The organism is Segatella copri, from assembly GCF_026015625.1.
GTDB lineage: Bacteria > Bacteroidota > Bacteroidia > Bacteroidales > Bacteroidaceae > Prevotella > Prevotella copri_H.
Genome location: NZ_JAPDVG010000002.1, coordinates 83,953 through 97,185, shown reverse-complemented (window position 1 = coordinate 97,185; position 13,233 = coordinate 83,953). Strand labels below are relative to the sequence as shown.

At 32.8% G+C, this 13,233-nt stretch carries 11 protein-coding genes and 1 pseudogene; all 12 read left to right on the top strand.

Translation table 11 applies throughout. From position 1 onward, the window contains the following. Positions 1-259 precede the first annotated feature (259 nt). Positions 260-487 (top strand): hypothetical protein, encoded by a 228-nt coding sequence (locus ONT19_RS15965; RefSeq protein WP_264953500.1) that lies wholly within the window; start codon positions 260-262, stop codon positions 485-487. 2 nt (positions 488-489) lie between these two features. Further along, positions 490-2,991 (top strand): S1 RNA-binding domain-containing protein, encoded by a 2,502-nt coding sequence (locus ONT19_RS15960; protein ID WP_264953499.1) that lies wholly within the window; start codon positions 490-492, stop codon positions 2,989-2,991. A gap of 19 nt (positions 2,992-3,010) precedes the next feature. Further along, a pseudogene (locus ONT19_RS15955) lies at positions 3,011-3,223 on the top strand (mannose-1-phosphate guanylyltransferase); the annotation flags it as partial. 13 nt (positions 3,224-3,236) lie between these two features. Continuing rightward, a complete protein-coding gene (rfbA, locus tag ONT19_RS15950) occupies positions 3,237-4,145 on the top strand; it encodes a glucose-1-phosphate thymidylyltransferase RfbA (RefSeq protein ID WP_217756492.1) in 909 nt (302 codons plus the stop codon). Between the two features lie 26 nt (positions 4,146-4,171). Beyond that, positions 4,172-5,515 (top strand): lipopolysaccharide biosynthesis protein, encoded by a 1,344-nt coding sequence (locus tag ONT19_RS15945; RefSeq protein WP_264953498.1) that lies wholly within the window; start codon positions 4,172-4,174, stop codon positions 5,513-5,515. A gap of 8 nt (positions 5,516-5,523) precedes the next feature. Beyond that, the gene (locus ONT19_RS15940; protein WP_264953497.1) at positions 5,524-6,225 is read left to right on the top strand and encodes a CatB-related O-acetyltransferase; all 702 of its coding nucleotides are present in this window, start codon (positions 5,524-5,526) and stop codon (positions 6,223-6,225) included. 6 nt (positions 6,226-6,231) lie between these two features. Then, on the top strand, positions 6,232-6,849 hold the full coding sequence (locus ONT19_RS15935) for an acyltransferase family protein (protein WP_264953496.1): 618 nt from the start codon (positions 6,232-6,234) through the stop codon (positions 6,847-6,849). 361 nt (positions 6,850-7,210) lie between these two features. Next, positions 7,211-8,542, top strand: a complete 1,332-nt coding sequence (locus ONT19_RS15930; RefSeq protein ID WP_264953495.1) for a hypothetical protein — start codon at positions 7,211-7,213, stop codon at positions 8,540-8,542. Next, the gene (locus ONT19_RS15925; RefSeq protein WP_264953494.1) at positions 8,517-9,458 is read left to right on the top strand and encodes a capsular polysaccharide synthesis protein; all 942 of its coding nucleotides are present in this window, start codon (positions 8,517-8,519) and stop codon (positions 9,456-9,458) included. Before ONT19_RS15930 ends, ONT19_RS15925 begins: the two co-directional genes overlap by 26 nt. Further along, positions 9,455-10,336, top strand: a complete 882-nt coding sequence (locus tag ONT19_RS15920) for an NAD-dependent epimerase/dehydratase family protein (RefSeq protein ID WP_264953493.1) — start codon at positions 9,455-9,457, stop codon at positions 10,334-10,336. Before ONT19_RS15925 ends, ONT19_RS15920 begins: the two co-directional genes overlap by 4 nt. Positions 10,337-10,338: 2 nt before the next feature. After that, complete coding sequence (locus ONT19_RS15915; RefSeq protein WP_264953492.1) at positions 10,339-11,778, top strand: NDP-hexose 2,3-dehydratase family protein; 1,440 nt, start codon at positions 10,339-10,341, stop codon at positions 11,776-11,778. Positions 11,779-11,784: 6 nt separating this feature from the next. Then, complete coding sequence (locus ONT19_RS15910; protein ID WP_264953491.1) at positions 11,785-12,822, top strand: Gfo/Idh/MocA family protein; 1,038 nt, start codon at positions 11,785-11,787, stop codon at positions 12,820-12,822. The last annotated feature ends 411 nt before the right edge of the window (positions 12,823-13,233 follow it).

Here is a 13,233-nt window from a genome sequence, read left to right as displayed (position 1 = left end):
AGTAATATTAATGAAGTTATTGGAAAATTGAGTATACGGCGTGCTCTTTGCTGAGCTTCACTTCTACCACAAGTCTGAGAATATTTATCAAAGACTCTTGCAACATCTGATTTATTTAGGTGTTTGCTGTCTTTTTAACATCCCCAATAAGCTATGATATGGTAGGTTTTTGGGAGAAAAATAATATAGATATGATTATAAAGTTGCTTATTCAGAGTTAAATAATATATTGTTGTGGAATTATTAAAAGATAAATGTCATGAGAAAGGAAGAATTCATTAATGCTATTATGGATAAAGACTTATATAAAATCCTTATTCAAACTGGGCAATATGAAGAATTTATCAATGGAAATATTAGATGCGAATGTTGTGGGAGAAAAGTAACTATAGATAATATAAGTACTTTGATGCCATATGAAACCATTGATGGAATTAAATTAAAGTTTTATTGTACCAGCATTGAATGTGTAAATTCTGTAAAATAAATATGGAATCAATAGTAATTACTTTTTTTTCTTATTTGGGTGTTGGTGGAGTAGTTCTTATTATAGCTATGAAGTACTACAATAATATTCGTAATTTCTTAACGGATATTATGTCTTTTATTGCAGCTACATTTGGTTGGTTTAAGTCAAGTACAACAAAATTATCAATTGAGACAAATGGTACAACTTCTATAAAAGAACTTAACAGAATTGTTCCAGAATTAAATTTGCCAGAGTTTTCTGTAAAATGGGTTAAATCAGATAACCAAGGTAAAGTGAGACTAGAACCTGGTAAAGCTATAGTGTTATTAAAGTATGATCAAGATAATACACAAAACATTATAAATACTACTTCAATTTATATCCAAAATACGTTGTTGTTAAACAGTAAACCATATCTTGATAGAGGAATTATAAAAGCCATTGATTTTGCTGTTATCAGAGAGTTTTTAAGAAAGACACCTCAAAAAAATTATATAGTTACGCAATATATAAATACCTGTAATGAAGATATAGATAGATATGAAGATGCCTTTAATAAGGTATCAAAGGTTGAAGATGAAGGCTTGTTTACACGTGTATTACTTCGTGAATATGCTATTTGGGGAAACAAGCTAGTTGGTCGAGTTAGAAACAGTAACCTCGTTGATGAATCTAGGAATTTCTTGACATTTGTTTATAATATAGCTTCAAGGGATTTTGATGAATTGACTCCTCTTGCTTTTAATTCTGTAACTTTAAAAGTTGCCGTATTATTAGTTGCGCGATTAGAAACATATGCTGAACAAGGAGTTAAACCATATTTGCGAAGAATTAGAGAAGGTTTTGCACATGGTATAAATACTTTTTATTTATTAGCAAGAAATGAAAAAATAGAAATACTCGAACGAGTTTATAGTGAACTTATATCCACGGGAAATTATAATTTGTTAAATGGACCGGAAGTTTATAAAGACTTTTTAGGAAGAGATAATATTTGCTATTGCATAGAAGTGAAAAGTGATGCAGATATGGCAAAATCATATGCAGACATTAATAATTCTATAAAAGAAGAATCATCAATAGAATGTTCGATTACTAGTGTTTATACTGATAACATTATCGGAGATTATAATGGATTGCAAATTATCATAAATAGAAAAGAAATTACTGATAATGTACAATTGAGATTAAAGAGTTATTATACTCCAGGTATGACACTGGAGGTAATTCCTTTGAGGATTATTGATGGAGGGAAAGTTTATGCTTCTGTTTTAAATACATCAAGCAATCCTAATTTGTTGTTTAATAGTAATTTTTCCGTTGGGGCAAGAGTGTTATGTGTTGTACAAGCTGCAGACGATCAGTTTATTACACTTTTAGTAAAAGATACGAATCAAAGGTGCATAGCATATAGACGTAATCTTACATATAGCCGTTTTGCGTTTCTCCATGAGTTGTTCCCTATCGGTTATGAAGCTGATTTTTATATCAAGGAAATAGATTATATTAATAATTGCCTTGAGCTAAAATATGTGGATTTGATAAATCCATGGGAAAATATAGGATTTCATGTAGATGATGAGATAAATATCCAAATTTTAGCAAAGACAGAAACTTGCATTGAAACCGAACTCTCGAATGGATTATTTGCAATTCTTCCTAACTCTGAAATATCCTGGTTTAACGATATCGTTGAAGTGAAAAAAACTTTTAAGAGAAATGATTGGATAAAAGTTAGAATTAAAAAGATTGATTCGCAACAAAAAATTATCATTTTAACTTATAAGGATAAAACTTCTCCTTATATTTCCTTTTATGAAGGCTTACCTGATGATAAGAATGCAATCTGTGAAATAGAGTTAATAAATTCTTATGGTGTTGTGGGATTGATAGATTCGAAATATAAAGTCTTCATTCCATCCTCTGAGACATATATAGGAAAAAATAACTATAAAACTCATATTGGCAAATCCTATACCGTTAATATTAAGGAAATAGATAAACGTGGTACATCTTTAATAGGCACCTTTAAACCTTTTATAATACCGCCTTTAGCAGAATTTAATAAAGAATTTAAGGAGGGTCAAATACTATCGAGATTGAAAATGATTAAAGTTGCCGACGAAGGAGTTTATTTTTTAATAAGATCTAAGCGTAAAAAGTCTGTTGAAGCATTATTGTTGAAATCAGAGATCAGCAATGACTATTTTGTTCAAGATTTAGATTTGTTTTTCGATGGTTCTTATTCATGTCCTATAGTCTTAAAGAAAATTGACTTAAATAAAAATGTTGTATATTTGAGCTTAAAGGCTTTAACTGCGTTAAATGAATCTAGAATAGAAACTATTAATTTTGGAGATGTACTCAAAGGCAGAGTTTTAGCTAAACATTTTAATTCTTATGCTGTCTTGTTAGAGAATATTTGGGTGGAGGTTTCAATTAAGAGTTCTCGTGATTTAAATGTAGGTGATACAATAGAAATACTAAAAGAATCATCTTCGTCATTTGTAGAAGTAGATTAAATAAGTGGTATCGTATTGCCTCCGTACCTTGCTTCCACAAGATGAGGCTGGCAATGCCAAGGTAGGCAAGGACATCCGATTGTATGAATGCAAGAACTGCGTGGTTCATACAGCCGATGAAAGCAAGGTGGTAGTTCAAGGCTTGGATGGCTATATCGTAGCCGAGAAGCACGGACAACTGCTTGTTTGCTCTTTGAAAGAGGAACAGAGAATTAAAGAATTTGGAAAATAATTAATATCATGTCATGAAAGGAATAGTATTAGCAGGTGGTAGCGGTACACGCTTGTACCCTATCACAAAGGGTATCAGTAAGCAGCTGATACCAATCTTTGATAAACCAATGATATATTACCCAATATCAGTATTGATGTTGGCAGGGATCCGTGAGATACTCATTATTTCAACACCATTTGACCTGCCAGGTTTCAAACGCCTTTTAGGCGACGGAAGCCAGTTAGGTGTGAAGTTTGAGTATGCAGAGCAGCCATCACCAGATGGCTTAGCCCAAGCCTTCATTATCGGAGAGAAATTTATTGGCGATGAGGCTGCTTGCCTCGTATTAGGCGATAATATCTTCTATGGTGCAGGATTAAATCAGATGCTGCATCAGGCAGTAGTAGATGCAGAGCAGAATAACAAGGCTACCGTTTTTGGCTATCGTGTAAGCGATCCTGAGCGATATGGCGTGGCAGAGTTTGATGAGCAAGGCAATTGCCTGAGCATTGAAGAGAAGCCTCAGCATCCAAAGAGCAACTATGCAGTGGTAGGTTTATACTTCTATCCTAACAAGGTGGTAGAAGTAGCTAAGCATATCAAGCCATCTGCTCGTGGTGAGTTGGAAATTACAACCGTCAACCAGGAGTTTCTGAAGGATAAGCAACTGAAGGTACAGACTATGGCAAGAGGATTTGCCTGGCTTGATACCGGAACTCATGATTCCCTTTCAGAGGCATCTACCTTTATCGAAGTTTTGGAGAAGCGCCAGGGCTTGAAGGTGGCTTGTTTGGAAGGTATAGCATACCGCCAGGGATGGATTACCGCAGAACAGTTGAGAGAGAATGCTCAGCCAATGTTGAAGAATGACTATGGCAAGTATCTCCTTTCAATACTTGAAGAGAAAGATCAGACATTAAAAAAGAATTTAGAATATTAATTTAACTTCAGTTTACATATTTTGTAATGGATTTTTTAAAAAAAATAAATCAGGGAAATTCAAGAACAATATTATTAAAGAAAAATATTATAGCTTCATTTGGAATTAAAGGTATAAGCATTATGGTTTCATTTGTACTTGTTCCTTTGACTTTAGGTTATCTTTCCTCTGAATTATATGGTATCTGGCTAACTCTTTCTTCTGTTCTTTTATGTTTGTCCTTTTTTGATGTAGGTTTTACTCTTGGTTTAAAAAATAAGTTAGGGGAAGCTATTGCTTTAAAGCAATGGAATCGTGGAAAATCATTAGTTTCTACTACATATCTGTTAATGATTCTTATATTTGTTCCTTTGTGTTTAATATTAGAATTGGTCATACCATATTTTGATTGGGCAGCTTTCTTAAATGTTAATAGCATTTATCGGGAAGAAATACAAAATGCTTTATACATATTGGTTGCATGCTTTTGCTTACAAATGATAGTAAATGTCCTTTCTACTGTAATAGCAGCATTTCAGCAAGTAGCATTGTCTTCAACTTTCCCTGTAATAGGCAACATTATTTCATTAGGTATAATTTGGGGCTTGACAAAATGGTGTCCTCCTTCTCTTGTTGCATTAGCATTTGCAATTTCTGCCGTTCCAATATTTGTAATTTCAATTTCCTCTTTATTTTTTTATCACACTAAATTTAAATTAGTTAGTCCATCCATTAAAAGTATTAACTTTTCATATATTAAAAGTTTGTGGTCTTTGGGGTATAAATTTTTTGTGATTCAAATACAAGTTGTAATTATGTTCCAAGCGACTAATATATTGATTTCAAATGTCTCTGGTCCTAATGACGTGACATCGTATAATATTGCTTATAAATATCTTAATGCGGCTATGATGGTATATAATATTATTTTGACACCACTATGGCCTGCGTTTACTGATGCTTTTACACGTAAGGATTTCTCTTGGATGAATGGTATTTATCGCAAAATGGTAAAAGTATTTATGATATTAGCTCTTGTAATGTTAGTAATGCTGTTTTGTTCGCCATTTGTATATAGAATTTGGATTGGCGAAAAGGTACATATACCATTTTTAATGAGTGTTTGTGTTTGTGTTTATATGATTGTCACAACTTGGACTAATTTGCAAACAATGACATTGAATGGAATTGGTGCAATTAAAATTCAGACGTATATCTCATTGTTGGGTGTGTGTATACATATCCCTTTATCGTTTTTCTTAGGCAAGTATATTGGTGGTTGTGGTGTTGTATGTTCAATGACAGTTATAACCCTTTTTTATGCTGTCGTTTTTACGAAGCAAATAAATTTAATTTTGAAGCAAAAAGCTACAGGAATTTGGATAAAATAGTATAGTGTATGAAATCGTTATTAATTTTATGTGTTAAGCAAATTAAGTCCTTTATGGGGGGGCATATTCATCAAATTATGTTTTTTAGAAATAAAGTGAAACTGTATAGTAAACATGTTCGTTTTTTGGGTAATTCTTTCGCTGATACGAACTGTATATTTGAAGGATATAATTCAATTGGTGAAGATTCTAAATTAAAAAGTGTAGAACTTGGATTGGGTAGTTATATTGGAGCATATAATAAGTGGACTAAAGTCAAGGTCGGTAAGTTCAGTTCTATAGCTTCTAATATTCATATTATAGCCGGTAAACATCCTACATCTACATTTGTTTCAACTCATCCTGCTTTTTTCTCAAAATCTTCAAATGCAGCGGGGTTTACTTTTGTGAGTAAGCAACTTTTTGATGAAGTACCATTAACAAGAAATGGATTCTTAGTTGAAATTGGTAGTGATGTATGGATAGGTGATAATGTTTCTATTATGTCTGGAGTTACTATAGGTGATGGTGCTATTATTGGTGCGAATTCGTTGGTAATAAAAGATATAGATCCATTTTCGATAAATGTTGGTATACCAGCAAAGAAAACAAAAACTAGGTTTTCTGAAAGTGAAATAAAAAAAATAAGTTCATTAAAATGGTGGAATTTTGATTGGGATTGGCTTAAAACGAATTCTGAGAAATTTAGTAATGTTAAAAATATTATATGATAGCTTATGTGTGAAAAGTATAACTCTAGTGCTGTAAAGTGTATTGACTCTTTTAATAAAAACCGCTCCTTTTTAATGGGAGTAAGCATGCTTGCGGTTTTACTATTTCATGCGTATATAGCATGGGGCGGATTATTTATTTTCAAATACGGTTTTATTGGTGTTGATTCCTTTTTATTCTTAAGTGGTTATGGATTGTGTTTTTCTTACAAGAAAAATTCTATATGGTCATTTTGGTTAAGAAGATTAAAAAGGATTATGCCAAAATATATTGTATATGCTATTGTTGCTACTATCTTAGGGGTAACTTTAGGTAATAAAAATATTAGTATATGGGACTTGTTTTGTAATATAACTACGTTGTCATATTATAATATTGGAGGTTGGTTTATTGATTGGTATCTGGCAGCGTTAGTAATTTTCTATTTATCTTTCCCATTGATCTATCCTCTAGTGTCTTTTAGAACTTTTATAGTATTGCTCATAAGTGCAAGTTTATTTTTTACTTTTTACAATATAAATGAAATTGAGTGGAAATATATTTGCTTTTTGGCTAGAATACCGGTATTCTATTTAGGAATAGTTATGTATAAAAGCAGTACCCCCCCACATATAATTCTTTGAGAAATTTTAGCTGGCTTATCACAGTAATGGTCTGTCTAGGAATATTTTTATTATTAATGAATATATTAAATATATTTTATGTTACTTCGTTCTTTTTGACTTCACTTTATATGCCGGTGTTTATTATTATATGTTGGTGGTTAAAAAAGTTTTTGACTATTAAAATAGTTCATTTCTTAGAATTCATGGGTGCAGAGTCATTAATGATATATTTGACTAATGTTTTTACACAATTGTTTCTTGACCTTGTATATGTTCATAATCCTTATAGACTCATGATATATATATTCTTAAATGTAGTTTTTATAGGAATTATATACAAGTTTCATTTTAAGAGACTTAAAACTTAAATTGATATTTTATGATAGGAATTTTGTTAACTATACTTGCTATAGTATTGTACATAAATGGCAATAAAAAATGGAGTATACTTCTCTTTGCTTGTTTTTCTTACCGTGGTTTTGTTGTTTTGACAGATAATATCATGGGGTTAAAGAATCAAGATGCAGCTTTAATCTATTTCATCTTTATCTTCTTTTACTCAATGTTTAAAGAAAAAAAACTGCCAATGGTACAGAATCGACAATTAGATAGAGCAATGAAATGCTTTTTTATTTTTATGGTTTTGAGTATTTTTTACTCTGTAGTACATTATAATTTAGATTTTTATCAATTGATACAAGGCTCGCGACGATATTTTATAATATTTTCCTTTTATTTTATACGCAAGCTTTCGTTCAAGGATGCAAAATGGGTTATTGATAAGATATTGTTGATATCTATAGTAACGGGCTTTTTGTATATTCTTGAATCTCTGTTTGGATTACCTGTGTTGCCTGATAGTGAGTCTCAGTTGAGTACTGATAGTATAGATGGTACTTTGAGATATTATAACTATCCGCCTGCTTTGGAAGTTTCTATATTCTTACTGTTGTTTTGCTATGATTCAATGTCTAAGTATCATAAGTATTTCTCACTTGCCATTTTACTTATAGCTTTAGTTTGTACTCAAGGACGCACCCTTATTGCTTCTATTCTCTTTGTTATAGTACTATCATTGTTAATGAAAGGTCAAATACGAAAGACTATGCGATATGGAGTTATTGGAGCTATATGTCTCATACCGTTTTTACCGCTCGTTATGGAACGTTTTCAAGGAGATGATAAGAATAATTCTTCTTCGGATGTAACTAGCATATTGAATGGTGATTTCACTCATTACGAAGGACAAGGTGGAACTATGGTTTTCAGATTTGCATTGGTTTATGAACGATTTGCTTATTTGATGGAACGTCCTTTTGGAGAGCAAATTTTTGGAATGGGTTTATTGAGCGATCAGCAAACAATCTTAGTGAACAGAATGTATAATTTTAGAATAGGATTACGTGATCGTGAAACTGGTTCTATTTTACAGTTATCTACTCCTGATATTGCCTATGGTAATTTAATCTGTAAATTAGGTTTGCTAGGTATGTCCATCTATATTTGGATATGGGGTGTTATGATTTGGCTATCTTATAAATATAGAAAATATAATGAATATGTATTTAGTTTATTCTGTCTGTTGTTTGTGTATTTTTATACATCATTTTCTGGTGCAACAATTTCCTATGCAGAATATTCTGTAATTCCGTTTATATTGATGAGTTTCTTAAAATATCGTGATAATGAGAAAGATTATTCGTTACATTAACAGCTATGGTGTTTCGCTATTTGTTGTAAGTGCTATTTTTAGAAAAATTAGCAATAAATCAAAGTTTTACAACTATATCTTGAATTTGAAACACAAACTGATTTTGCAAAGAATCAAAAAGTCTGCACTTGAAACAATGGACGAGATTAGTGTGAAATCGGCATATAATCCTGCTAACAATATTTGGATGATGTGGTGGCAAGGTGAGGAGTCTTTTCCTGCAGAGATAAAATGTTGTATCAATAGCATTAAACGAAATTCTCCTGGTTGGAAAGTTGTTGTTCTTACAAAATATAATTATAACTCATATTTGGCTTTACCTTCATATATAGAGGAAAGAGTTAATAATAGAGAAATGTCTTTAACTCATTTATGTGATTATCTTCGATTCGCAATTTTACACAAGCATGGTGGTTTGTGGATAGATTCTTCTGTTTACGCAACTAGACCATTGATGATAAAAGCATTAGATAAGTATTGGACTTATCGACAACCTGAAAAAATAATTCCTTGTATATCACATTATCGTTGGAGTGGAATATTGGTTTATATGCCTAAAGGACATTTCTTTGCAGAATATATGTTGAGATACTATAATAAATATTGGAAAAGTCATAAAGTAATTATTGACTATTTTCTAGTTGATTATTTAACATATTTAGCTTATTCTTATTGGAAACCATTCATCAGTGAAATTCAGAAAGTTTCTGATGACAATCCGGATATGTTTTCCTTTTTGCCTAAACTGGAAAATGTTTATGATGAAGATTTTATTCAAGAGATAGTTAAGTTTCCATTTATTAAACTTAAATATAAAACAGGAAATATTCATTTTGATAAAAATGGAAATCCTACTTTGATAGAGTGTTTTACAAATGGATTAGTTGAGGAAAAATTATCGAAATTACGAGTATGAAAAAATGTGCAATTTTAGGTGCTAACGGATATATTGGCAAACACTTGAATTATTATTTAAAGTGCAAGGGCGTTTCTCCTATGTGTTATGATATTCATGATTTTGTCGATGTTAATTATAGACAAGTTGATTTAACGGATAAGAATTCAGTAAATAACATAGATTTAAATGTCGATTACATTTTTGATTTTGCCGGTTTAACAGGAACGTATGCAGGCTTTGAGAAGTATGAGTTATACAATTCTATCAATGAACTTGGACTTCTCAATCTTTTGAATGCAATAAAGTCTTCACCTTATCGTCCTAAAATTATATACCCATCTACGCGTCTTGTTTATAAAGGTGTAGATAAACCTTTAAAGGAGGATGATGAGAAGGAGACCAAGACTATTTATGCTGTTAATAAATTGGCTTGTGAAGGTATATTGCAGGCATACAAGGCTAGCTTTGATATACCTTATACCGTGTTTAGAATTTGCATACCTTATGGTAACCTTCTATCTACTGATTATAGTTTTGGAACGGTAGGATTCTTTATCAAGCAAGCCAAATCTGGTAACGATATTACTCTCTATGGAGGAGGAGATGTTAAGCGTACCTTCACACATATGGAAGATCTTTGTTACCAAATCGTAGAAGGGGCTTTTAATCCCAACAGTAACGGGGAAATTTATAATATAGGTGGCGAGACTCTTTCACTTAAAGAAGCTGCTGAAATCATAGCAGAGAAATATGATTCAAAGGTTGTTTCTGTACCATGGCCAGAACGAGATTTGCGTATAGAAAGCGGACATACATATTTTGATGATGCCAAAATACGCTCACTCATAAAGATTAACAGATATAAAAGAGTAATTGATTTTTCTAAAGATATATAGTTATGAGAACAAAGAATATACAAGATACCCAACTTGATTTCTTGGTTTCAGCCATGAGTCATGGCAATTTTCAAACAACAGACCAAATATTGAGTTGGATGAAATCTCAAAATGAAGAAGTGGTAAGTAACATTATGCAGATACCTATTTCTGAATTGAGAGGTTGGAGTTATCGTGATGATCGAATTCGTCATAATTCAGGTAAGTTCTTTTCGATAGATGGAATACATATCAGAACTAATTACCGTAATACTCCTGAATGGGACCAGCCTATTATCAATCAGCCGGAAATAGGTTTTTTGGGATTTATCGTAAAGAAATTCAATGGTGTTTTACACTTCTTACTTCAGGCGAAGATTGAACCAGGCAACCTTAACATAGTCCAGCTTTCTCCTACACTTCAGGCAACAAGAAGTAACTATACTCGAGTACATGGTGGCAAAGCTCCTACTTATCTCGAATATTTTAATGGAGAAAAGGATGTTTTAATACTTGTAGACCAGCTACAATCAGAACAGGGAGCTCGTTTTTTACATAAGAGAAATAGAAACATTATTGTTGAGGTAGGCGAAGACGAGGAACTGGAAGTAAAGGAAGGTTATATTTGGGCTAGTCTTGGACAGATAAAGGAACTTTTACGCTATCCTAATGTCGTGAATATGGATAGTAGAACAGTAATCTCTTGTATAAATTTTGGCAGCTATTCTGAGCATTCACTTCGCCTTTTGGATGCCGTAAAGAGAATGAATGGCATACATAGCAGCAAGCCTGATTCTTTCTTGTATTCGGTTTTGAGTGGCGATAATCATCTGAATGAGTTGCAGGATATAATTCAGTGGATTACTTCTCTGAAATTTAAATACGAATTGGACGTGACTCCTGTAGGAATTTCCGAGATGAAAAATTGGATATACGATGGTGATACAATTCATCATGAAAGTGGCAAGTATTTCGATGTCATGGGCTGTCGTGTTGAAATTGGTAACCGAGAAGTTGTTTCATGGGACCAGCCAATGGTTCGCTCGGCACAAGAAGGTCTGATGGGATTCATTGTTAAGAAGATTAATGGTATTTATCATTTCCTGGTTCAGGCAAAACTTGAGTCTGGGAACTTTGATATCGTAGAGATGGCACCAACTGTTCAATGTTTAACCGGTAACTATCGCAAAGGAAAGAATGAATATACCATTCCTTACCTAGAACAGATTTTAAATGCTCCTAAAGATAAGATCTGGTACAGTAGCTACCAAAGTGAAGAAGGTGGTCGTTTTTTCCAAGAGCAAAACCTCAACATAATAGTTGAGGTCGGAGAAGAATTTCCGATAGAGGTTGAAGAAAACTACTGTTGGCTTACCCTCAACCAGATGCTCTCATTTGTTACATATAATAATTATTTAAATATAGCAGCACGTTCTTTGTTGTCTGCAATCAGCTTTTATTAAAATATTATGGTTAGAATTGGAATAATATGTCCTTCTGAGATAGCGTTTCGCAGGTTCCTGCCTGCTCTTCAGAAGGCAAATAATAAGGTAGAGTTTACTGCTATTGGCATAGCCAGTCCACAAGAATGGTTCGGAGATTTGAGTAAAGTGACTGTTGAGCAAATTGAAGAACAGCAAAGCCGTGAATGTGCCAAAGCACAAACTTTTATAGATCAATATGGTGGAAAAATAGTAGTTGGATATGAGGCTTTGATTTCATCCGAGGATATTGATGCCGTTTATCTTCCTTTACCTCCAGCTCTGCATTTTCATTGGGCTCAAAAAGCTTTGGAAGCTGGTAAGCACGTATTCTTAGAGAAGCCTTCTACAACATGCTTAAAAGATACAGATGCCCTGATAAGAATAGCGTCTCAAAAGGGGTTGGCTCTCCATGAGAATTATATGTTTATCTATCATAGTCAGTTAGAAACAATACAGAATATTGTCAGAAGTGGTGAGATAGGCGATGTACGCTTATATAGAATTTCATTTGGCTTCCCATTGCGTCAAATGAATGATTTTAGATACAATAAAAAACTCGGCGGAGGAGCTATTCTGGATGCTGGCGGATATTGTTTGAAGTATGCAAATTATCTCTTAGGAGATAGTGCAAGAATCGTTACTGCCCAAGCAAACGATGTTGACGGTTTTGAGGTTGAAATGTATGGCTCGGCCACAATGGTTAACAACCAAGGTACTGTTGCACAGATAGCTTTTGGTATGGATAATGACTATAAGTGCGATATAGAAATATGGGGAAGTAAGGGAACTATAACATCAAATCGCATATTGACAGCACCAGTTGATTTCGTCCCTCAATATACCATAAAGAAAAATCAAGATTTTGAGACTCGTGATTTGCCTTCAGATGATGCTTTCTTAAAATCTATTGAGCGATTTGTAGATTGTATTGAAAACGCTGATGTTCGTAAGGCCGAATATGATATTGTGCATAAGCAAGAGACGCTGGTTGAGAGTTTTAAAAAGAATAGTGGTTTACAGTAATTTAATGTGTAAACAATATCAAATGAAGAAAGTTGAGAATTTATTTCGAATATTATGTTCTCTTCCGAAGCCCCTGTAATTTAATTTTCACTGGTTGCCCTTCAAACAGTCAATACATTATAAGTATTCTTTTCGTAATGGCATTGAGTTGCCTCTCTGTGAGGCAGATTTTAACGAGATAACTGCATTGTTACGAGTCATTATCTAAAAGTTGCGAATGACACAGAAAGGCTAATATTCATGACATCGTGATGCGCAGTCTTACTTGTTCTGTTGAGATTTGGATGCCTGTATACGTGTTGTCATGATGTACTCCTCGTTTGGAGCATATAAGGCGTTGAATAAAAATCTTGAACGTCATAGTTAGAAAAGAACTAGGGAGATTGGAAAAGAAAATTGATGAATAAAAAT

Excerpts from the sequence above, each read along its gene's own strand:
- ONT19_RS15965 (WP_264953500.1), top strand. The coding sequence starts at position 260 with ATGAGAAAGGAAGAATTCATTAATGCTATTATGGATAAAGACTTATAT.
- ONT19_RS15960 (WP_264953499.1), top strand. The coding sequence starts at position 490 with ATGGAATCAATAGTAATTACTTTTTTTTCTTATTTGGGTGTTGGTGGA.
- rfbA (WP_217756492.1), top strand. The coding sequence starts at position 3,237 with ATGAAAGGAATAGTATTAGCAGGTGGTAGCGGTACACGCTTGTACCCT.
- ONT19_RS15945 (WP_264953498.1), top strand. The coding sequence starts at position 4,172 with ATGGATTTTTTAAAAAAAATAAATCAGGGAAATTCAAGAACAATATTA.
- ONT19_RS15940 (WP_264953497.1), top strand. The coding sequence starts at position 5,524 with ATGAAATCGTTATTAATTTTATGTGTTAAGCAAATTAAGTCCTTTATG.
- ONT19_RS15935 (WP_264953496.1), top strand. The coding sequence starts at position 6,232 with ATGTGTGAAAAGTATAACTCTAGTGCTGTAAAGTGTATTGACTCTTTT.
- ONT19_RS15930 (WP_264953495.1), top strand. The coding sequence starts at position 7,211 with ATGATAGGAATTTTGTTAACTATACTTGCTATAGTATTGTACATAAAT.
- ONT19_RS15925 (WP_264953494.1), top strand. The coding sequence starts at position 8,517 with ATGAGAAAGATTATTCGTTACATTAACAGCTATGGTGTTTCGCTATTT.
- ONT19_RS15920 (WP_264953493.1), top strand. The coding sequence starts at position 9,455 with ATGAAAAAATGTGCAATTTTAGGTGCTAACGGATATATTGGCAAACAC.
- ONT19_RS15915 (WP_264953492.1), top strand. The coding sequence starts at position 10,339 with ATGAGAACAAAGAATATACAAGATACCCAACTTGATTTCTTGGTTTCA.
- ONT19_RS15910 (WP_264953491.1), top strand. The coding sequence starts at position 11,785 with ATGGTTAGAATTGGAATAATATGTCCTTCTGAGATAGCGTTTCGCAGG.